Here is a 20,914-nt window from a genome sequence, read left to right as displayed (position 1 = left end):
GCCGCCCCGCCCCGCCCGCCCCGCGCGCGGCGCCGTGCGCGCGGCGTGGCGGCGCCACCGGCCGGGGCGCGGCATGAGCACCACCAGCCCCGCCCGGCCGGAGCGGCGCAAGCTGCGGCGGGAGCGGCGCGCGGCGCTGTGGCTCGGCCTGCTGCTGCCGCTCTGCTTCGCCGCCCTGACCCTGCTGCAGCTCTGGGAACTGCGCAGCGACGCCTGGGACCGCGCCGAGCGCAACGCGCAGAACCTGCTGCTGGCGCTCGGCCAGGACATGCAGCGGCAGATCGACATCTATGACCGCGCCCTGGCGGCGGTGGCGCGCAACGCCGCCTGGCTGCGCGAGGAGGAGCTGGTCGACACGCCGCTGCTCTTCGCCCCCGCCGAGGCGACGCGGCATCTGGGCAGCATGGCGCTGCTGGATGCCAGCGGCCAGGTGGTGGCCAGCTCCGACCCGGCCGCGGCGCTGCATCTGGACCTGTCGGCGCGCAGCATCTTCCTGCGCCACCGGCTGGAGCCGGGGCTCGGCCTGCTGGTCAGCCCGCCGCTGCAGGACGGCCCGCGCGACGGCTATTTCCTGGCGCTCAGCCGGCCGCTCAGCGATGGCGAGGGCCGCTTCGCCGGGGTGGTGCTGGGCACGCTGCAGCTCTCCTACCTGCAGCAGCTGACGCGCGGCATGCAGATCGGCCCGCACAGCACCATCAACCTGTTCAACACCGAGGGCGTGCTGCTCTACCGCGAGCCCGCCGGCAATGGCCGCCCCGGCATGGACCTGTCGCAATCCCCGGCGGTGCGGCGCATGCTGTCCGACACGGGCGGGCAGTTCGTCGGCGTGGCCGCGCTGGACGGGGTGCAGCGCCTCTACAACTACACGCGGCTGGGCCGGCACCCGCTGGTGCTGAATGTGGCCCTCGCCACCGGCCCGGTGCTGGAGGCCTGGCGCAGCCATGCCATCTGGACCTCGGCCACGGTGGTGCTGCTCTGCGCCGCGACCCTGCTGCTGGGGCTGCGGCTGCAGAGCGAGCTGCGCCGCCGCCGCCTGGCCGAGGATGCCGCCCTGGCCGAGGGCGCGCGCTACCGCGAATTGTCGGAGACGGACGGGCTGACCGGGCTCGGCAACCGGCGGGCGCTGGACCGGCTGCTGCGGCTGGAATGGGACCGGCTGCAGCGGCTGCGCCAGCCGCTGGCCCTGGTCATGCTCGACATCGACCATTTCAAGGCGTTCAACGACAGCCAGGGGCATCTGGCGGGGGATGCGGTGCTGCGCAGCCTGGCCGGCTGCATCCGCGCCTGCATCCGCGCCGAGACCGACCTCGCCGCCCGCTATGGCGGCGAGGAATTCGCCATCCTGCTGCCCGGCGGGCTGGAGGAGGCGCGGCACCTGGCCGAGCGCATCCAGGACACGCTGCGGCGGCTGGCGCTGCCGCATCCGGTGGCGCCGAGCGGCCGGGTCACCATCAGCCTGGGCGCCGCGTCGCTGGTGCCGCCCGAGCAGGGCGACCCCACCCTGCTGCTGCGCGCCGCCGATGCCGCGCTGTACCGGGCCAAGCAGGCCGGCCGCAACCAGGTGGCGCTGGCCGCCTGAAGCGGCCCGCGCCCCCGGCGCCGGCTCAGCGGTTGCGGGTGACGAGGCGCCCGGGCTTCTCCCCGGTCTCCTTGCCGCCGGCGAAGGTCAGCACGCCATTGGCCCAGACCTGCTCGATGCCGACGCTCATCTGCACCGGGTTCTCGAAGGTGGCGTTGTCCATCACCGTGTTCGGGTCGAACAGGACGAGATCGGCATAGGCGCCCTCGCGCAGCACGCCGCGGTCGAGCATGCCGAAGACCTGGGCGGCGCGGCCGGTCATCTTGTGGATCGCCGTCTCCATGTCGAACAGGCCGAGCTGCCGGGTGTAGAAGCCGAGCACGCGCGGGAAGGTGCCCCAGAGGCGCGGATGCGGCTTCTCGTCATGCGGCAGCCCGTCCGAGCCGATCATGGAGAGCGGGTGGCGCATGATGCGGCGCACATCCTCCTCATCCATTTGGAAGGTGACGGCGCCGGCCGGCGTCAGCCGCTCGGCCGCGGCGCGCAGATCGGTGTTCCAGCCGCGCGCGATCTCGGACAGGTCGCGGCCCGCCATCTCCGGATAGGGCACCGACCAGGTGATGATGGTGCGCAGGTCGTCGCGCACCCGGTCGGGCATCAGCACGGTGGAGCCGGCCGGATAGGGGTAGACGTCGAAGGCCACCTCCTGCATCGAGGCGGCGGCCTGGATCAGCGCCAGGGTCTGCACCGAGCGGCCGTAATTCTCCGGCATCGAGCATTTGTGGTGGCTGATATGCGCCGGCACGCCGATGCGGCGGGCGATCTTCAGCGTCTCCTCGATCGAGGCGCAGATGAAATCCGCCTCGTCGCGCATATGGGTGACATAGAGCCCGCCCATATGGCGCATCGCCTCGCCCACCGCGACCACCTCCTCGGCCGAGGCCTGGGCGTTGGGGGCGTAGTAGAGGCCGGTGGAAAAGCCGGAGCCGCCCTCCGACAGCGCCTGCTTCAGCCGGGTCTGCATGCGCAGGATCTCGGCATCCCGGGCGGGCCGGTAGACATCGCCGCCCATCGCCTCGACCCGCAGCGTCTGGTGGCCGATCAGGGCGTAGGTGTTGACCTCGCTGCCCTTGGTCTTCAGGGCGTGGGCGTAGTCGCCGAAGCTGTCGAAGGTCCACCATTGCTCGTCGCCCAGCAGGTCGAGCGGCGCCGGCGGGCGCTTGTCGGTGTGGCGCATCGGCGCCAGGCTGATGCCGCAATTGCCCACCACCACGGTGGTGACGCCCTGGCTGATCTTGCACAGCGTGCAGGCCGGGCCGCAGAGCACGGCGCGGTCGTCATGGGTGTGGGCGTCGATGAAGCCCGGCGCCAGCGCCTTGCCGGTGGCGATCACCTCGCGATCCGCGCTCATGCCGCCGAGGTCGCCGACGCCGACGATGCGGTCCCCCACCACGCCGACATCGCCCACCCGGCGCGGCCCGCCGGTGCCGTCGAACAGGGTGGCGTCACGGATGATCATGTCGCAGCGCAGCGCCATCAGCAGGGCTCCTTCGGGCAGCTTGCAGGTGGGGGCGGATCATGCGCCGTTGCGCGGCGCTGATCCAGCCGCCGGCGGCACTTTTTGGCGCCCGCATGGCTTGCGCCGCCGCGCCGCGCGCCGCAAAGCTGCCCGCCGAGGAGAGCGCGTCCAATGCCCGAAGATCGTCTGTTCGTTCAATCCCTGCAGAAGGGCCTGGCCCTGCTGGAAGCCTTCGCGCGCCAGCCGGGCGAGCTCAGCCTGAACGAGCTGGCGCATCTCTCCGGCATCGACCGCTCCTCGGCCCAGCGCATGGCGCACACCCTGCTGAAGCTCGGCTATCTGGAGCGCGGCGCGAATGGCCGCGGCTACACGCCCGGGCGCAAGATCCTCGACCGCGGCTTCGACTTCCTGCGCTCCCGCCCGCTGGTGGAGCGGGCGACGCCGGTGATCATCGAGCTGCAGCGCAACACCGGCGAGCGGGTCGATCTCAGCCTGTTCGACGGCACCACCATCGTCTATGCGCTGCGCCGGCAGAGCAAGCGGGAGACCTTCTTCGCCACCCTGGTGGGAAGGCGGCTGCAGAGCTTCAGCACCGCCGGCGGCCGCGCCTGCATGGCCACCCTGCCGCGGGAGGAGGTGAACGCGCTGATGGCGCGCTCCGACATCCGCCCGGTGACGCCGAAGACGCTGCTCGACCCGGACGCCATCATCGCCCGCATCGAGCAGGCGCGGCGCGAAGGCTACAGCGTGGTGCAGGAGGAAATGCTGATCGGCGAGGTGGTGGTGGGCGCCGCCATCCTCGACCAGCAGGGGCGGCCGGTGGGCGCGGTGCATATCGCCGGCTCGCTCTCCGAATGGCCGCCGCAGCGTTTCGCCGCGCGCTTCGCGCCGCTGGCGATCGAGGCGGCGCGGGCGCTGGGCGGCGGCAGCGGGCTGCGCTGAACCGCGATCCCGCAGCGCCGCACAGCGGAATTTTCAAGCACGTAGTAGCGCTGTGCGATATTTGAGGGTGCGCCGCATTGCGCGGCCGGGGTCGCGCTTCTAGCCTCGCCCCCCTTGAGCCTGTCGCTGCCAAGGGAAGACGCCGCATGACCGACCCCGCCTCGCCCGCCGATCCGCTGCTCGCGGAGACGATCGCGCTGCCGGGGTTGCGCCAGCCCGCCTCGATCCATGTCGATCGCTGGGGCATTCCGCATCTGCGCGCGGAGAATGAGCACGACCTGTTCCTGCTGCAGGGCTTCAACGCGGCGCGCGACCGGCTGTGGCAGATCGATCTGTGGCGCAAGCGCGGCCTCGGCCTGCTCGCCGCCGATTTCGGACCCGGCTATCTGGCGCAGGATTATGCCGCACGGCTGTTCCTCTATCGCGGCGATATCGAGGCGGAGTTCAACGCCTATGCCCCCGATGCGCGCGCCATCTGCGAGGCCTTCGTCGCCGGCATCAACGCCTATGTCGCGCTGACCGAGGCCGAGCCCGCGCGGCTGCCGGCGGAGTTCCGCGCCCTCGGCACGCGCCCGGCGCGCTGGTCGGCCGAGGATGTGGTGCGCATCCGCAGCCACAGCCTGACGCGCAACGCGCTCTCCGAGGTGCTGCGCGCCATCGTGCTGTCGCGCGCCGATCTCGCCACCGACCTGCTGCGCAAGAATATCGAGCCGCTGCACGAGCCGGTGCGGCCCGAGGGGCTGGAATTGTCGGCGCTCGGCACCGAGGTGCTGACGCAGTTCAAGCTCGCCACCGCCGCCGTCACCTTCTCGCCCGAGCGGCTGGCCGCGCCGCTGGCGGAATGGCGCGTCTGGACCGGTATCACCGATCTCGGCGAGGTGGTGCAGGGCGCCGAGATGGAGGGCTCCAACAACTGGGCCATCCATGGCAGCCGCACCGAGAGCGGGCGGCCGATCCTCTCCTCCGACCCGCATCGCGCGCATGCGGCGCCCTCGCTGCGCTACATCGTGCATCTGGACAGCCCCGGCTTCAACGCGATCGGCGCCGGCGAGCCGGCGGTGCCCGGCATCTCCATCGGCCATAACGGCACCAGCGCCTTCGCGCTGACCATCCATGGCGCCGACCAGGAAGACGTCTATGTCTACGCCCTCGACGCGGAGGATGATGAGTCCTACCGCCATGGCGAGGGCCATGAGCGCATGCAGCTGGTCACCGAGCATTTCGCGGTGAAGGGGCATGCGGCGCAGTCGCTGGTGCAGCGCTTCACCCGGCACGGGCCGGTGATCGCGCGCGATGTGGCGGCGCGGCGGGCGGTGGCCATCCGCAGCGTCTGGTGGCTGCCCGGCTCGGCGCCCTATCTCGGCAGCCTGACCACCATGCGCGCGCGCAGCCTGGAGGAATTCCGCGCCTCCATGGCGCGCTGGGGCACGCCCTCGGTCAACATGGTCTATGCCGATGTGGCGGGGCGGATCGCCTGGACGCCCACCGGCTACGCCCCGCAGCGGCCGAACTGGGACGGGCTGCTGCCGGTGCCGGGCGATGGGCGCTATGAATGGTCCGGCCTGCTGGACCCGGCCGAGCATCCCTGGCGCGTCGACCCGCTGGAGGGCTTCGTGCACAGCGCCAATGAGCAGAACCTGCCGCCCGACTGGGCGCATGCCGAGAAGACCTATGGCTATGAGTGGAGCGAGGCCTCGCGCGCGACCCGCATCCGCGAGGCGCTGACCCGCGGCCCGCTGCTGACGCTGGCCGATTGCACGGCGCTGCAGACCGATGTGCTGTCGATCCCGGCGCGGCGGCTCTGCGCCCTGCTGCTGGCCCTGCCGCGCGGCGCGGCGCCTGAGCTGTGGGCGGCGCAGACCCTGCTGGAGGATTGGGACCACCGCCTGGCGGCGGACAGCCCCGCCGCCGCCCTGTTCGAGGTGTTCCTGACCAAGCAGCTGAAGCCGCGCCTGCTGGCGGCGCTGGTGCCGGATGCCTCGCTGCGCCCGCTGCTGCTGCCGCAGGACATGGAAAGCCTGCTGCGCGTGCTGGAGCAGCCGGATGCGCGGCTGCCCGCCGCCGCGCGCGACGCGCTGCTGGCCGAATGCCTGATCGCCGCCTTCCGCGATTGCGAGGCGCGCATGGGCGTCAGCCCCGAAAGCTGGGCCTGGGGCCGGCTGCATCATGGCTATTTCGCGCATGCGCTGCAGGGCATCACGCCGCAGACCGCGGCGATGGATGTCGGCCCCTACCCGCTCGGCGGCAGCGCGCAGACGCCGATGCACACCGGCTACCGCCCCGGCGATTTCCGCTGCAATTACGGCGCCTCGGTGCGGCTGGTGATGGATGTCGGCGCCTGGGACAACAGCCTCTGCATCAACGCCCCCGGCCAGTCGGGCGACCCGGCCTCGCCGCATTACGCCGATCTGGCGCCGCACTGGGCGCGCGGGGAGTATGTGCCGCTGCTCTATTCGCGCGAGGCGGTGGCGGCGATGGAGATGCAGCGCATCCTGCTGGTGCCGGCCGGGCCGGGCTGACCGCCAGGGCGGAGCAGCGCAGCCTTCGCCGGGGCGCCCTTCACGGCGCGGCGATGCGCGTCGCTGCCCCCTGCCCTGCGGCAACCGCCGCGCGCATCATGCGTCTCCCACGGGACGCCCGGGCCGGAGATCCGGGCCAGGGCGTCCCCCGGCAACCGGAAGGAGACCGACATGGCCACCAGCCCCCGCTTCGCCCCGCCCGGCCCGCTGGGCTTTGGCGGCGCGCCGCTCGGCGACATGTTCGCCAAGGTGGACGACGCCACCGCCGAGGCCACGCTGCAGGCCGCTTGGGACAGCGGCATCCGCTATTACGACACCGCGCCGCATTACGGCTCCGGCCTGTCGGAGCACCGCTTCGGCGCCGTGCTGCGGCAGCAGAAGCGCGACGATTACGTGCTGTCGACCAAGGTCGGCCGGCTGCTGGTGCCCGACACCAACCCCGAGATCGGCCACCCCTTCCTGAGCGCGCTGATGTTCCGGCGCGAGGTGGATTACGGCGCCGCCGCCGCCCGCCGCTCGGTGGAGGACAGTCTGCAGCGCATGGCGATCGGGCGCATCGACATCGTCTATGTGCATGACCTCGCCACCGACCATCTGGGCGATGGCTATGAGGAGGCCTTCCGCACCGCGCGCGAGGGCGCCTTCCGCGAGCTGATCAAGATGCGCGAGGAGGGGCTGATCCGCGCCTGGGGCCTTGGCGTCAACCTGCCCGAGCCCTGCGTGCGGGCGCTGCGCGAATCCGACCCGGACGTGTTCCTGCTGGCCGGGCGCTACAGCCTGCTCGACCTGGCCGGGCTGGACGAGCTTTTCCCGCTGTGTGCCGAGCGCGGCGCCCATGTGGTTATCGGCGGCCCGTACAATTCCGGCCTGCTGGCCGGCGGCAACACCTTCGACTACCAGGACGCCCCGCGCGAGATGGTGGAGAAGCGCGATCGTATGGCGAAGCTGGCCGAGCAGCACGGCGTCGACCTGAAGGCGGCGGCGCTGCAATTCTGCGCCGCGCATCCGGTGGTGGCCTCGGTCATCCCGGGCGCCAAGCATCCGGACCGGGTGCGGCAGAATGTGGCGCTGATGCAGGCGAAGATTCCGGCCGAGTTCTGGGCCGCGCTGAAGCAGCAGGGCCTGCTGCCGCAGGATGTGCCGACGCCCTGAGGCCGGGCCGGCGGCTCAGATCTCGTCGAAGATCGGCCGCCACAGCCTGGGCGCGCTGCCCTCGCGCAGCGCCGCCTGGGCCTCGTTCTCCAGCGCGGTCAGGAAGCGCGCGCGGTCGGCCCCGGCCATCGGTGCCGGGCCGCGCGTCTCCACCCCCATCTCGCGCAGCTGCCGCGCCACCTCGCGCCCGGCCAGGGCATTGCCGATATTGTCGGTGCTCCACAGCCTGCCATTCGGCGCCAGGGCGCGCGCGCCTTTCTCCAGGCAGCGCGCCGCCAGCGGGATGTCGGCGGTGACGCAGAGGTCGCGCGCCGCGATATGCCCGGCGATGTGGTCATCCGCCGCATCCGGGCCGGGCGGCACGATCACCCGGCGGATCCATTCGGCCTCCGGCAGGCGGATGCCGCGCGCGCCGTTGGAGACGACATGCACCACCAGCCCGAGCCGTCCGGCGACGCGGAACACCTCGTCGCGCACCGGGCAGGCATCGGCGTCGATCCAGATTTCGGGGCGGGGCGTGTCGCTGCGGGTCATGCGCCTGATCTAGCCGCTCGGCGCCGCTTTCCCAAGCGCGGCGCGAAATGGCCCGCGAATTGCAGGGGATTTCGCCAAGCACGCCAGAGCACGGGTCGCCGACGAAGGAGTTGCGCATGCCGCAGACCCGCTGGCCCGTCCTGGCCGTCCTGTCGCTCCTGGCCGGGCTTCCCGCCGCCCCCGCCCTGGCGCAAGGCGCCGCCCCCGGCCCCACTTTGGCCGCGGTGCGCGCCAAGAACCTGTTGGATTGCAGCGCCAACCAGGGCTCGCCCGGCTTCGGCGTGCCCGACAGCCGGGGCGAGCAGCAGGGGCTGGACCCCGATATCTGCCGCGCCGTGGCCGCCGCCGTGCTCGGCCCCGAGGCGCGCATCCGCTGGACGGTGCTGACCAGCGCCACCCGCGTCACCGCCCTGCAATCCGGCCAGGTCGACATCGTCGCCCGCACCTTCACCTGGACCCATGGGCGCGAGGTGAATGCCGGGCTGCAATTCGCGCCGCCCGTCTTCTATGACGGCCAGGGCTTCATCGTGCCGCGCGCCAGCGGCGTCACCCGCGCGGCGCAGCTCGACGGTGCCTCGATCTGCGTCACCGCCGGCTCGACCAACGAGCTGAACCTGGCCGACTGGGCGCGCACCAACGGGCTGCGCGTCAACCCGGTGGTGTTCGAGGGCAATGAGGACACCCGCAAGGCCTACACCACCGGCCGCTGCGACGCCTACACGCTGGATGCCAGCCAGCTCGCCGGCTTCGCCACCACCCTGCCGCGCGGCGAGCATGTCATCCTCTCCGACATCATCTCGAAGGAGCCGCTGACGCCGGCCGTGCGCAAGGGCGATGCGCAATGGTACGATATCGTGCGCTGGACCATCTTCGCGCTGATCCTGGCCGAGGAGCACGGCATCACCCAGGCCAATGTCGACGCCATGCTGGAGAGCCAGAACCCGGAGGTGCGCCGGCTGCTCGGCGTCGCCGGCGAGCACGGGCCGGCCATGGGGCTGGACCGGCGCTGGGCCTACAACGCCATCAAGGCGGTGGGCAATTACGGGGAGATCTTCGAGCGGCATCTCGGCAGGGAGTCGCCGCTCGGGCTGGAGCGCGGGCTGAACGCGCTGTGGAACCGGGGTGGGCTGCTCTACGCACCGCCGATGCGGTGAAAAAGCTTGAGGGGGCTTTGCCCCCTCAAACACCCCCAGCAGGGGACGGGGTCCCCTGCACCCGCCTTCAAGAAAGGCAGGCTGTCAGACCGGGGCCTCGGCGAAGAAGCGCGTCAGCACCTTGCAGGCCTCGGCGAAATCCTCGTCCCGCATCGCCTCATGCGGGTTGTGGCTGCCATTCTGGTTGCGCACGAACAGCATCGAGGTCGGGATGCCCGCCGCGCCGAAGGCCGCCGCATCATGCCCGCCGCCCGAGGCCATCTCGATATGCCGCACGCCGACGGCCTCCGCCGCCCGCGCCAGCCCGGCGCGCAGCCCGGCATCCATCGGCGAGGCCAGCGAGCCGGTCTCGGGCCCGAGGTCGAAACGCACGCCGCGCCGCGCCTCGATCTCCGGCACCTTGCGCGAAAGCTCCGCGAAGATGGCATCGACGCTGGCCGGGTTCACGCTGCGCACATCCAGCATGAAGGTGGCCTCGCCCGGGATCTTGGTGAAGCCGGCCTCCTCCGTGGTGGCCAGGGTGCAGAAGGTGCAGACCAGCTTGTGGCCATGCCCCTCCAGCCGCGCCCATTCATCATCCAGCGCCACCGCCAGCTCGGCCAGCGCGATGGCGGCGTCGCGGCGGTAGCGGCGCGGCGTGCCGCCGGAATGGTTGTACTCGCCCAGCACCCGCCCCTGGCGCAGCCGGCGGCTGCCCGGAATGCCGCTGACGATGGCGACCGGCACCTCCTCCGCATCCAGCACCGGGCCCTGCTCGATATGCAGCTCGACAAAGGCGGCGGTGTTGGCCGGCGTGATATAGGCCTCGCCACGCTCGGCGAAGCCGGGGTCGAAGCCTTCCTCGCGCATGTGGTCTGCCAGCGTGCGGCCGCTGTCCTGGCGGCGGACCTGCAGCTCCTCGGCCTTCAGCCGGCCGAGCGCGCCGCGGCTGCCCGGATAGGAGGTCGGGAACCAGGCGCCCGCCTCCTCCGAGCGGATCGCCATGACGGTGACATCGCGCGGCGGCGTCAGCCCGGCGCGCTTCAGCCCGGCAACCGCGGCAAGCCCGGCCAGCACGCCGGCGGCGCCATCGAAATTGCCGCCCTGCGGGACGGAATCCATATGGCTGCCGGTCAGGATGCGCGGCAGGGCGCGGTCGGCGCCCGGCAGCGTCATGTAGAGATTGCCCACCGGGTCGGTCGCGATCTCGAGGCCCAGCGCCTCGGCCTCGCGCCGCACCAGGGCATGCGCCATGCGCTCACCCGGGCCATAGGCCTCCCGGGTGATGCCGACGCCGTCGAAGCTCTTCTCGCGCAGCTCGGCGAAGAGCCGCTGCGCGAGTTCGGTATCCGGCAGCAGATTGGGCCGGCTCACGGTCTCAGACACAGCGCACCGCCCCGCCATCGATGATGTGCACGCGGCCGGTGGTGTAGGCGGCGCGGTCGGAAGCCAGGAAGGCACCCATGGGGCCGAATTCCTTCGGCTCGCCATAGCGGCCGATCGGGATGGCGGCGGAGCGCTCGGCGACCAGCGCCTCGATGCTCTTGCCGGTCTTGGCGGCGGCGGCGGCCAGCGTCTCCGCCGTGCGGTCGGTGGCGAAGGCGCCGGGGGCCAAGATGTTGCAGGTGATGCCCTCGCCCGCCAGCTCGGCCGAGAGGGTCTTGTTCCAGCCGACGATCGAGGCGCGCAGCGTGTTGGACAGCGCCAGGCCGGGGAGCGGCTGCACCATGCCGGTGGAGCCCACGGTCAGGATGCGGCCCCATTTGCGCTCGCGCATGCCGGGCAGCAGCCGGTTGGCGATGCGGATCGGCGACAGCACGATGCGCTGGAACCAGGTGATCAGGTCCTCCTGCTTCATCTCCAGCGCGGTGCAGGTCGGCGGGCCGCCATGGTTCAGCACCAGGATGTCGACGCCGCCCAGCGCCGCGACGGCGGCATCGGCCAGCTTGTCCATCTGGCTGCCCTCGGCGACATCGGCCGGGATGCCGACCGCCTTGGGCGCGCCGAGGCTCTCCAGCTCGGCCGCGACGCGGTCGAGGCTCGCCTGCTCGCGGCCGGAGACGGCGATCGACACGCCCTCCGCCGCCAGCGCATCGGCGATCGAACGGCCGAGCCCCTTCGAGGCCCCCATCACCAGGGCGCGGCGCCCTTGCAGACCCAGATCCATGGCCGTGCAACTCCTGTCGGTTTTGCCGGAACCTGAACGCTTCCCCTCCCCCTGGCAAGACGCCGCCACCCGGTTAAGCTGCCCGGAAAGAGGGGGAGAGACGATGCAGGAACCGGTCCCGCCCAAGCCGCGCCTGGTCAGCGTGCGGCGCCTGCCGCCTTCCATCGCGGCGCGCATCCGCCAGGAATTCGACGCCATCCAGGCGGAGGAGCACGACCTCACCCATGAGGAGGCACTGGCCGCCCTGCGGCAGAGCGGGGCGGCGGCGCTACTGGTCTCCTCCTCCTTCCGCATGGAGGCCGGCTTCATCGCGGCGCTGCCGCCGGGGGTGCGCATCGCCGCCACCTGCTCGGTGGGCTTCGACCATGTCGATGTGGCGGCGGCGCGGGCGCGCGGGCTGATCGTCACCAACACGCCGGATGTGCTGACCGGCTGCACCGCCGACCTCGCATTCGCCCTGCTGCTCGCCGCCGCGCGCCGCCTGCCGGAGGCCGACCGCGTGCTGCGCGAGGATCGCTGGGGCCCGCGCGGCATGGGCGATTTCCTGGGTGTCCGGGTCTGGGGCAAGACGCTCGGCATCATCGGCATGGGGCGCATCGGCCGGGCGGTGGCGCGGCGCGCCCGCGGCTTCGACATGCGCGTGCTCTACCATGACGTCGCGGCCCTGCCGCCGGCGCTGGAGGAGGGCGCGCATCATGTCGCCGATCTCGGAGAGATGCTGGCGCGCTGCGACATGGTCTCGCTGCATTGCCCGCTGCTGCCCTCGACCCGCCACATCCTGAACCGCGACACGCTGGCACTGCTGCCGCGCGGCGCGGTGGTGGTGAACGCCGCGCGCGGCGGGCTGATCGAGGAGGAGGCGCTGATCGCGGCGCTGCAATCGGGCCAGCTGGCCGCCGCCGGGCTCGATGTGTTCGAGGGCGAGCCGCGTTTCGACAGGCGGCTCGCCGCCCTGCCCAATGTCGCCCTGGCGCCGCATATCGGCAGCGGCACGGTGGAGACCCGCGACGCCATGGGGCATCGCAGCCTGGACAACATCGCCGCCGTCCTGGCCGGCCGCCCGCCCCTCGACCCGATCTGGAGCTGAGCGCATGACCAAGCCCGTCCTGCTGATGACCCGCCGCTTCCCGGATGCGGTGGAGGCGCGCGCCCGGCGCGACTACGTCACCATCCCCAACCCGGCCGATACGGCGATGGAGGGCGCGGCCATCACCGCCGCCGCCCGCCAGGCCGGCGCCCAGGGCATTTTCTGCGCCGCCGGCGACGCCATGGGCGCCGCCACCATCGCCGAGCTGCCGGAGAGCGTGCGCATCATCGCCACCTTCAGCGTCGGCACCGACCATATCGACCTGGGCGCGGCGAAGGCGCGCGGCATCGTGGTGACCAACACGCCGGATGTGCTGAGCGTGGCGACGGCCGAGATCGCCTTCCTGCTGATCCTGACCGCGGCGCGACGCGGCGGCGAGGCGGAGCGCATGGTGCGCGCCCGGCAATGGACCGGCTGGGCGCCGACCCAGCTGATGGGGGTGACGCTGGAGGGCAAGCGCCTGGGCATCCTCGGCATGGGGCGGATCGGCCAGGCGCTGGCGCAGATGGCGCGCGGCTTCGGCATGGAGATCCATTACCGCAACCGCAAGCGCCTCTCGCCCGGGGAGGAGCAGGGCGCGATCTACCATGACAGCGATGAGGGCTTCCTCGGCGCCATCGACGTGCTGTCGATGCACATCCCCGGCGGGGCCGCCACGCGGCACTGGCTGAATGCCGGCCGCATCGCGCAGCTGAAGCGCGGCGCCATCGTCGTCAACACCGGGCGCGGCACCACGGTGGATGACGCGGCGCTCTGCGCCGCGCTGCAATCGGGGCATCTGCGCGCCGCCGGCCTCGACGTCTTCGAGGGCGAGCCGCGCATCTTCGAGGGCTACCACACCGCCCCCAACACCGTGCTGCTGCCGCATCTGGGCAGCGCCACGGTGGAGACGCGGGATGCCATGGGCTTCCGCTGCCTCGACAATCTGGACGCGGTGCTGCTGCGCGGCGAGGCGCCGCCCCACCCCGCCGGCTGATCCCTTTCCTCCCTCCCAGGACCACCGCATGCTCTTCGACTTCCAGACCATCCCGACCCGCGAGGCCTACAAGCTGCTGGTCTCCACCGTGGTGCCGCGCCCCATCGCCTGGGTCGTGTCGCAGGATGCGGGCGGCGTGGTGAATGCCGCGCCCTTCTCCTTCTTCAACGCCTTCGGCGACACGCCGCCGGTGATCGGCTTCTCCTGCGGCCCGCGGCCGGAGGGGGTGGAGGCGCCGGTGAAGGACACGCTGGCCAATATCCGCGCCACCGGCCAGTTCGTGGTCTGCCTGGTGAACGAGGCCCTGGGCCAGGCGATGAGCGACACCGCCACCGATTTCGCCCCCGAGACCGACGAGCTGGCCGAGGTGGGGCTGGAGCGGGCGCCGAGCCTGCATGTGAAGCCGCCGCGCATCGCCGCCGCGCCGGTGGCGATGGAATGCGAGACCTTCCAGCTGGTGCCGGTCGGCGTGCACACGCTGGTGCTGGGCCGGGTGCTGGCCATGCATGTGCAGGATGAGGGCGTGCTGGACGCCGCCAAATACTACATCGACACGCCGAAGCTGAACCTGATCGGCCGCATGCATGGGCGCGGCTGGTACACCCGCACCACCGACCGCATCGACATCCCGCGCACCAGCCGCGCCCAGTGGGAGGCGCGCAAGGCGGAGAAGAAGTAGCAGCCGCCCGCCAGCGGCGCGCCCGCCGGGCGGGTCGCGCCACCGCCGATGCTTCCCCGCGCCCGGCCCGCGTGCTAGGCGCGGCTGAGAGGCGTTTGCATCCGCGTGTCCGGCACCAGCATCACCACCCCACCCGCCCCCCTGTCCGCCCCCGCCCCTGCCCTGCCGGCCCCGGCGCGGCGGCGCGTGCCGCTCTGGGCGCGGGCCGGCTGGCTGGTGGCGCTGCTGGTGGCTCTGCCGGTGCTGGCGGTGCTGGCCAATGCCGCCGCCCCGCTCTGGACCGGCAGCGGCACCGGCGCGGTCTGGCACCACATCCTGCGCACCAATCTGCTGCCCTATCTGGGCAATTCGCTGCAGCTCGGCGCGCTGGTGGCGCTGATGGCCGGCGTCACCGGCATCGGCTGCGCCTGGCTGGTCACCGCCTGCCGCTTTCCCGGGCGCCGGCTGCTGGAGGCGGCGCTGCTGCTGCCCATGGCCATGCCGGCCTATGTCTGCGGCTATCTCTACACCTGGCTGCTGGATGCGGCGGGGCCGGTGCAGAGCGGCATCCGCGACCTGACCGGGCTGCGCTGGGGGCAGTACTGGTTCCCCGAGATCCGCTCCCTGCCCGGCGCCGCGCTGATGCTGGCGGCGGTGCTCTACCCTTATGTCTACCTGCTCTGCCGCGCCGCCTTCCTGCAGCAGAGTTCCTGCCTGATCGAGGCCTCCCGCACCCTGGGCCTGTCGCTGCGGCAGAGCTTCTTCCGTGTGGCGCTGCCGCTGGCGCGGCCGGCGCTGGCCGCCGGCATCGGGCTGGTGCTGATGGAGACGCTGGCCGATTTCGGCACCGTCGACTATTTCGCCGTGCGCACCTTCACCACCGGCATCTACGAGACCTGGTTCGGGCTGGGCGACCGGCAGGCGGCCAGCCAGCTCGCCGCCTGCCTGATGGGGCTGGTGGCGCTGCTGGTGGTGGCCGAGCACGCCTCGCGCGGCGGCCGCCGCTACCATGCCACCGGCACCCGCCAGGCGCCGCTGCGGCCGACCCCGCTCTCCGGCTGGAAGGGCTGGGCGGCGATGCTGTTCTGCGCCCTGCCGGTGCTGGTGGGCTTCGTCATCCCGGCCGGCGGGCTGCTGCATCTGATGCTGGATCGTGGCGACGCCATGGACCCGGCCAATTTCCTGCCCTTCGCGCGCAATTCCCTGTTGCTGGCGGGCACCACCGCGCTGCTCGGCGTGGCGCTGGCGGCGCTGCTGGGCTGGGGGGTGCGGCTCTATCCGACGCCCTGGTCGCGGCTCGCCAACCGGCTGGCGGGGCTGGGCTATGCGGTGCCGGGCTCGGTCATCGCGGTGGGCACGCTGGTGCCCTTCGGCCTGCTGGACAATGCGCTGGATGCCTGGCTGCGGGCGCGGTTCGGGATGTCCTCCGGCCTGCTGCTCTCCGGCACCATGGTGGCGCTGGTCTTCGCCTATCTGGTGCGCTTCCTGGCGGTGGGCCAGGGCGCGGTGGAATCGGGGCTGGCGCGGCTGCGCCCCTCGCTGTTCCAGGCGGCGCGGGTGCTGGGCTGCGGCCCCGGCCAGGCCATCGCGCGGGTGGAGGCGCCGCTGGCGCGCGGCGCGCTGCTGACGGCGGCGGTGCTGATCTTCGTCGACACCATGAAGGAGCTGCCGGCGACGCTGATCGTGCGGCCCTTCGACCTCGATACGCTGGCCGTCAGGGTGCACAACCTCGCCTCCGACGAGCGGCTGGCCGAGGCCTCCACCGCCGCGCTGCTGATCGTGGCGGTCGGGCTGGTGCCGGTGCTGGTGCTGCTGCGGGCGATGCGGCGGGGCTGAGCGCCCCGCCCCACCGGAGTGGCTCAGGCGGCGTAGCGCGCCATGGCCAGATCCTCATGCTGGATGTTCGGCCGGTTGCCCGCGACCAGGTCGGCCGCCAGGCGCCCGCTGCCGCAGGACATGGTCCAGCCCAGCGTGCCATGGCCGGTGTTGAGGAACAGGTTCGGGTATTTCGTGCCGCCGATGATCGGCGTGCCATCCGGCGTCATCGGCCGCAGCCCGCACCAGAAGATGGCGCGCTCCGGATCGCCGCCCTGCGGGTAGAGATCCTGCACCGAATGCAGCAGGGTGCGGCGCCGCTCCTCATGCAGCCGCAAATCGTAGCCGGCGATCTCCGCCGTGCCGCCGACGCGGATGCGGTCGCCAAGCCGGGTGATGGCGATCTTGTAGGTCTCGTCCATCACGGTGGAGGACGGGGCGGCGGCGTCATCCACCACCGGCATGGTCAGCGAATAGCCCTTCACCGGATAGACCGGGATGGACAAGCCGAGCGGCGCCAGCAGCTGCGGCGAATAGCTGCCCAGCGCCAGCAGATAGCGATCCGCCGTCAGCACGCCCTCGCCGGTGCGCACGCCGGAAATGGCGCCGCCCTCGGTCTGCAGCCCCTCGATGGTGGTGCCGTAGCGGAAGGTGACGCCGAGCCCCTCGCAGATCGCCGCCAGGCGCTGGGTGAAGAGATGCGCGTCGCCGGTCTCGTCCTGCGGCAGGTACAGGCCGCCGACGAATTTCTCCTGCACCCGGGCCAGCGCCGGCTCGCGCGCCACGCAGCCGGCGCGGTCCAGCACCTCGAAGGGCACCTCGTATTGCCGCAGCACGCGCAGATCGTCGCCGACATGGTCGAGCTGCGCCTGGGTGCGGAAGAGCTGCAGCGTGCCGCGCTCGCGCTGGTCGTATTCGATGCCGGTCTCGGCGCGGAGATCGGCCAGGGCGCTGCGGCTGTAATCGGCGACCCGCACCATGCGCGACTTGTTGGTGCGGTAGGCGGCCTCGGTGCAGTTCCTCAGCATCTGCAGCAGCCAGGACCACTGAAGCGGGTCCATCCGCGGGCGGATCACCAGCGGGCTGTTCTGCTGGAACATCCATTTGATGGCCTTGAGCGGGATGCCGGGCCCGGCCCAGGGCGAGGAATAGCCGAAGGAGACCTGGCCGGCATTGGCGAAGCTGGTCTCCAGCCCCGCGCCGGTCTGGCGGTCCACCACCACCACCTCATGCCCCGCCCGGGCGAGGTAATAGGCCGAGGTGACGCCGACCACGCCGGCACCGAGGATCAGGACCTTCATTGCTTCCACGCTCCCGCCACACCACCCGACGCGATCAGGGCATGGGTTGGTGTCGAAAGCGTATCCTAGGCCGGATTCCACGGCAGGTGCTTGCGATCGGCGCAACACCGTGCCAATTCGGCGGTATCGCCTCGAAGATTCTGCGAATCCGTCGAAGATCATGCAACCGCCCGTGCTCGACCATCTGGACCGGAAGCTGCTCCGCCTGCTGCGCGCCGATGGGCGGATGAGCAATGCGGCGCTGGCCGCGGCCATCGGCCTCTCCCCCTCCGCCTGCCTGCGAAGGCTGCGGCTGCTGGAGGCGGGCGGCGTCATCCGCGGCTACACCGCCATCATCGAGGATCCGGCGCCGCAGGGGCGCACCACCGTCATCGTGCAGATCACGCTGGAGAAGCAGACCGAGGACGCCTTCAACCGCTTCGAGGCGGCGGTGCGGCAATGCCCCGAGGTCTGCGAATGCTACCTGATGACCGGCAATGCCGATTACCAGCTGCGGGTCGAGGCGCGCGACGCCGCCGATTACGAGCGCATTCACAAGGAGCAGCTCTCCCGCATGCCGGGGGTGGCGCGCATCCAATCGGCCTTCGCCATCCGCACCGTGGTGCGCGGCGCCGACCCGGCGCGGCTGCCCGAACCGGCCTGAGGCCGGGCGGACACGAAAAAGGGCCAGCCGGGGGACGGCTGGCCCTTGTCGCAGCGGGCGCTCTGGGGGGAGTGCGGGGCGGCCCGGGGGTGAAGGGCCGTACCGGCGCCCGGCTGCAATCCTGCCGGTGGCCGGGGCACCGGGGCCTCAGCGGGCCCCGGCATCAGCCACCCTGGCTTCAGCCGCCCACCGGGCCCGTGCCGAAGCCGCCAAAGGCGTTGGCCGAGTTGCCCACCGGGCGGGCGCCGTGCAGCGCCTCATGCCGCACGGTGGTGGAGACGCGGGCGGCCAGCGGGTTGCCATCGGCCTCGGCCGAGTTGCCGACCGCGTCGGGGATGCCGGCCACCTCACGCGACTGGGTCACCTGCATCGCATAGGCGCCCGGGGCGCTGGTCGAACCGTTATTGGCATTCTCGGCCAGGTCGCGGGCCAGGGCCAGGCCGGGGAGCGCCACGGCCAGGCCGGCGGCGAGGGTCAGGGCGCGGAAGCTGTTGGAGGAGAACATCGGGGTCATCCTGTTTCTCGGGTTGGGGTGGCGGGGTGTCCCCCGCCGTTGACGCAGAGATAGTCCCGCGACCCATCCAAGAGAAATTCGTTTAGCCGATGTTACCGATCGGTACGGGTGATGATCTCCGCCAGGGTCAGGGCCGCCCCGCCAGGCCCGCCCAAGCGACGGAAAGCCGGTCGCCCAGCCCGCGCGGCGCCGGCGGCCGGGTCGGGTCATAGCCGCCCAGCGCCAGCGCCTTCAGGTCGCGCGCCGCCAGCCGCGCCGGCAGCGCCGCCGCCACCGCCCCGCGCGGCAGAGGGCCGAGCCGCGCCCGGCCCTCGGCCAGCAGCGCCTGGCCCTGGCGCGCCAGCTCGGCCACCGCCTCGGCGGCGCCGCTCTGGCGCGGGTCGCGCGCCATGTCGGCCGGCGTCAGCCCGTGCCGCGCCAGCGTCTCGGCCGGCAGCAGGGAGCGGCCCTGCAAGGATTGCTGCGGGATGCTGCGCAGCACCCCCGCCATGCCATAGCCGGCGCCCAGCGCCTGCAGCCCGGGCAGAGAAGCGGCCGGCGCACCCAGCGCCCGGCCCGCCGCCACCGCGAAGCCGCCCGCCGTGCCGCGCAGATAGGCCAGATGGGCGGAGTCGGTCGGGATGTCCTCCTCCGTCTCCGCCTCGCGCGCATCGATCATGGCGTGCAGATCCTCGGCCGAGAGATGGCCCTGGCGCAGCGCCTCCGCCAGGGGGGCGGCCACCTCGTGCCGGCGCGGCGGGGCCCCGGTGCCGGCCTCCGCCACCGCGTCGCGCCACCATTGCAGGCGGATCAGCGCGGTCATGGCGTTGCTGGCGGCTTCCCGCGCGCGCGCCAGCTCGTGGTTGAAGGCGATCAGCAGGAACAGCGTCTCCCGCCGCTCCGGCGGCGCGAAGAGCGCGCAGAGAAAGCGGTCCGGATCGTGCCGCCGGGCCAGGGCGGCGAGCGGGGAGAGCGCGGCGGGGTCGGGCATGGGCGGGTTATGAACACCAATCCGTGCCGGGCAAGCCCTTTCGCCCTTGCTTGACGCTCTCCGGGGGCACGCCTAGCTCTTGGCCGGTGCCGCGCCGTTCCGCGCGTTGCTTCGAGCAATTGCCCCGTCCGATTCGGACTTTCATCGGGAGAACAGCCACCATGGCCTTCAGCCTTCCGCCGCTGCCTTACGACGCCTCCGCCCTCGCCGCTTCCGGCATGTGCCAGGAGACGCTGGAGCTGCATCACGGCAAGCACCACAACGCCTATGTCACCGCGCTGAACGGCCTGATCGAGAGCAAGGGCCTGGCCGGCAAGTCGCTGGAGCAGATCGTGGCCGAGGCCGGCAAGGCCGGCGCCGATGGCCTGCCGGTGCTGAACCAGGCCGGCCAGCACTGGAACCACATCCTGTTCTGGCAGGTGATGGCCCCGAATGGCGGCGGCGACAGCCTGCCCGGCAAGATCGGCGCCAAGATCAACGAGGATTTCGGCGGCCTGGCCCAGTTCAAGGAGGCCTTCAAGCAGGCCGGCGTGACGCAGTTCGGCTCGGGCTGGGCCTGGCTGATCGTCGACGCCTCCGGCAAGCTGAAGGTCACCAAGACCCCGAACGGCGCCAACCCGATCTCCACCGGCGAAGGCACGCCGATCCTCGGCGCCGACGTCTGGGAGCACGCCTACTACCTCGACTTCCGCAATGTGCGTCCGAACTACCTCGACAACTTCCTGAACAAGCTGGTCAACTGGGAGAAGGTCGAGGAGCTGATGCTGAATGGCGGGCTGAAGTCCGGCCAGAGCGCCTGAGTACCTTCTTTTTCTGAAGAAAAAGAAGCAAAAAGACTTTTTCAGTTTGGCGTCCCGCCTCAGGCCATTCGCGGGACGCCAACTGAAAAAAAGTTTTTGGTTCTTTTTTCAAAAAGAACCCTTCCGCTTCAGACACAAAAAAGGGCCCTCGCGGGCCCTTTTTCCGTGGAGCGGAACGGCTCAGGCGGCCGGCTTCACGTCATTGGCGGCGACCGGCTTGATCAGCGTGCTGATCGTGCTGCGCACCACGGTCACGCGCACATTCGGCGCGATCTCCAGCTCCACCTCCTCGGAACCCTCCTTCACCTTGGTGACGGTGCCGAGGATGCCCCCCGCGGTGACGACGCGGTCATTGCGCTTCAGCGCGCCGAGCATCACGCGGTGTTCCTTGGCCCGCTTCTGCTGCGGGCGGATCAGGAGGAAGTAGAACACCACGAAGATCAGGATCAGCGGGGCGAGCTGCATGACCATACCGGCGGCGCCACCGGCGGCGTCCTGGGCATAGGCGGGGGAGATGAACATCTTTCTGGCTTCCGTCTTGCCGGGGTTGGCGGGCGAAACTAGCCTCCCCGCCCCTGCCGTCAACATCTGCCAGCCGGAGCACGCACTTTGTCACACGCCGCCGAGCATCCGCTTCTGCCTGCCCTGACGCGCATCGCGGCCGC

At 71.7% G+C, this 20,914-nt stretch carries 19 protein-coding genes; 11 read left to right on the top strand and 8 right to left on the bottom strand.

The window, feature by feature from the left end; translation table 11 throughout:
* Positions 1-73 precede the first annotated feature (73 nt).
* On the top strand, positions 74-1,579 hold the full coding sequence (locus QE401_RS07240) for a diguanylate cyclase domain-containing protein (RefSeq protein WP_307137571.1): 1,506 nt from the start codon (positions 74-76) through the stop codon (positions 1,577-1,579).
* A gap of 25 nt (positions 1,580-1,604) precedes the next feature.
* Here the strand turns inward: QE401_RS07240 and QE401_RS07235 are convergent, their stop codons facing one another.
* Positions 1,605-3,056 carry an N-acyl-D-amino-acid deacylase family protein gene (locus QE401_RS07235; protein WP_307137570.1) on the bottom strand — a complete coding sequence of 484 codons (1,452 nt, stop codon included), beginning with the start codon at positions 3,054-3,056 and terminating at the stop codon, positions 1,605-1,607.
* A gap of 153 nt (positions 3,057-3,209) precedes the next feature.
* On the opposite strand from QE401_RS07235, the gene QE401_RS07230 reads away from it, so the two are divergent.
* The 3 genes from QE401_RS07230 to QE401_RS07220 all read left to right on the top strand — a co-directional run bounded on the left by QE401_RS07230 (position 3,210) and on the right by QE401_RS07220 (position 7,651).
* A complete protein-coding gene (locus tag QE401_RS07230) occupies positions 3,210-3,980 on the top strand; it encodes an IclR family transcriptional regulator (protein ID WP_271135354.1) in 771 nt (256 codons plus the stop codon).
* Between the two features lie 146 nt (positions 3,981-4,126).
* On the top strand, positions 4,127-6,499 hold the full coding sequence (locus tag QE401_RS07225) for a penicillin acylase family protein (RefSeq protein WP_307137569.1): 2,373 nt from the start codon (positions 4,127-4,129) through the stop codon (positions 6,497-6,499).
* Positions 6,500-6,670: 171 nt separating this feature from the next.
* Positions 6,671-7,651, top strand: a complete 981-nt coding sequence (locus QE401_RS07220) for an aldo/keto reductase (protein ID WP_307137568.1) — start codon at positions 6,671-6,673, stop codon at positions 7,649-7,651.
* 15 nt (positions 7,652-7,666) lie between these two features.
* Here the strand turns inward: QE401_RS07220 and QE401_RS07215 are convergent, their stop codons facing one another.
* Positions 7,667-8,185, bottom strand: a complete 519-nt coding sequence (locus QE401_RS07215) for a YaiI/YqxD family protein (RefSeq protein WP_307137567.1) — start codon at positions 8,183-8,185, stop codon at positions 7,667-7,669.
* Positions 8,186-8,301: 116 nt separating this feature from the next.
* On the opposite strand from QE401_RS07215, the gene QE401_RS07210 reads away from it, so the two are divergent.
* On the top strand, positions 8,302-9,339 hold the full coding sequence (locus QE401_RS07210; RefSeq protein WP_307137566.1) for an amino acid ABC transporter substrate-binding protein: 1,038 nt from the start codon (positions 8,302-8,304) through the stop codon (positions 9,337-9,339).
* Positions 9,340-9,423: 84 nt separating this feature from the next.
* Here QE401_RS07210 and QE401_RS07205 read toward each other — a convergent pair whose 3' ends face one another.
* Together QE401_RS07205 and QE401_RS07200 are read right to left on the bottom strand one after the other, a co-directional pair.
* On the bottom strand, positions 9,424-10,704 hold the full coding sequence (locus QE401_RS07205) for a Zn-dependent hydrolase (RefSeq protein WP_307137565.1): 1,281 nt from the start codon (positions 10,702-10,704) through the stop codon (positions 9,424-9,426).
* On the bottom strand, positions 10,697-11,485 hold the full coding sequence (locus QE401_RS07200) for an SDR family oxidoreductase (RefSeq protein WP_307137564.1): 789 nt from the start codon (positions 11,483-11,485) through the stop codon (positions 10,697-10,699). Before QE401_RS07200 ends, QE401_RS07205 begins: the two co-directional genes overlap by 8 nt.
* A gap of 103 nt (positions 11,486-11,588) precedes the next feature.
* Between QE401_RS07200 and QE401_RS07195 the strand changes: the two genes are divergently transcribed.
* The 4 genes from QE401_RS07195 to QE401_RS07180 all read left to right on the top strand — a co-directional run bounded on the left by QE401_RS07195 (position 11,589) and on the right by QE401_RS07180 (position 16,042).
* Entirely contained in the window at positions 11,589-12,572 is a 984-nt protein-coding gene (locus QE401_RS07195) for a 2-hydroxyacid dehydrogenase (RefSeq protein ID WP_307137563.1), read from the top strand.
* 4 nt (positions 12,573-12,576) lie between these two features.
* A complete protein-coding gene (locus QE401_RS07190; RefSeq protein ID WP_307137562.1) occupies positions 12,577-13,548 on the top strand; it encodes a 2-hydroxyacid dehydrogenase in 972 nt (323 codons plus the stop codon).
* Between the two features lie 28 nt (positions 13,549-13,576).
* On the top strand, positions 13,577-14,227 hold the full coding sequence (locus QE401_RS07185) for a flavin reductase family protein (protein WP_307137561.1): 651 nt from the start codon (positions 13,577-13,579) through the stop codon (positions 14,225-14,227).
* Between the two features lie 105 nt (positions 14,228-14,332).
* The gene (locus tag QE401_RS07180; RefSeq protein WP_307137560.1) at positions 14,333-16,042 is read left to right on the top strand and encodes an ABC transporter permease; all 1,710 of its coding nucleotides are present in this window, start codon (positions 14,333-14,335) and stop codon (positions 16,040-16,042) included.
* A gap of 23 nt (positions 16,043-16,065) precedes the next feature.
* On the opposite strand, the gene QE401_RS07175 is transcribed toward QE401_RS07180, so the two are convergent.
* Positions 16,066-17,322 carry a D-amino acid dehydrogenase gene (locus tag QE401_RS07175; RefSeq protein ID WP_307137559.1) on the bottom strand — a complete coding sequence of 419 codons (1,257 nt, stop codon included), beginning with the start codon at positions 17,320-17,322 and terminating at the stop codon, positions 16,066-16,068.
* Between the two features lie 160 nt (positions 17,323-17,482).
* On the opposite strand from QE401_RS07175, the gene QE401_RS07170 reads away from it, so the two are divergent.
* The gene (locus QE401_RS07170; protein ID WP_307137558.1) at positions 17,483-17,965 is read left to right on the top strand and encodes an Lrp/AsnC family transcriptional regulator; all 483 of its coding nucleotides are present in this window, start codon (positions 17,483-17,485) and stop codon (positions 17,963-17,965) included.
* A gap of 178 nt (positions 17,966-18,143) precedes the next feature.
* Here QE401_RS07170 and QE401_RS07165 read toward each other — a convergent pair whose 3' ends face one another.
* Together QE401_RS07165 and QE401_RS07160 are read right to left on the bottom strand one after the other, a co-directional pair.
* On the bottom strand, positions 18,144-18,470 hold the full coding sequence (locus QE401_RS07165) for a glycosyl transferase family 39 (protein ID WP_307137557.1): 327 nt from the start codon (positions 18,468-18,470) through the stop codon (positions 18,144-18,146).
* Positions 18,471-18,606: 136 nt separating this feature from the next.
* Positions 18,607-19,449, bottom strand: a complete 843-nt coding sequence (locus QE401_RS07160) for a phytoene/squalene synthase family protein (protein ID WP_307137556.1) — start codon at positions 19,447-19,449, stop codon at positions 18,607-18,609.
* A gap of 161 nt (positions 19,450-19,610) precedes the next feature.
* Here QE401_RS07160 and QE401_RS07155 point away from each other — a divergent pair, with 161 nt between their 5' ends.
* Positions 19,611-20,249, top strand: coding sequence for a superoxide dismutase (locus tag QE401_RS07155; protein WP_307137555.1), 639 nt, complete (start codon positions 19,611-19,613; stop codon positions 20,247-20,249).
* A 180-nt stretch (positions 20,250-20,429) separates the two neighbouring features.
* Here QE401_RS07155 and yajC read toward each other — a convergent pair whose 3' ends face one another.
* Positions 20,430-20,771, bottom strand: coding sequence for a preprotein translocase subunit YajC (yajC, locus tag QE401_RS07150; protein ID WP_271135369.1), 342 nt, complete (start codon positions 20,769-20,771; stop codon positions 20,430-20,432).
* Positions 20,772-20,914: the final 143 nt, after the last annotated feature.

It is taken from the genome of Pseudoroseomonas cervicalis (genome assembly GCF_030818485.1).
Taxonomy (GTDB): domain Bacteria; phylum Pseudomonadota; class Alphaproteobacteria; order Acetobacterales; family Acetobacteraceae; genus Pseudoroseomonas; species Pseudoroseomonas cervicalis_A.
This window is presented reverse-complemented; position numbering and strand designations above follow the sequence as displayed.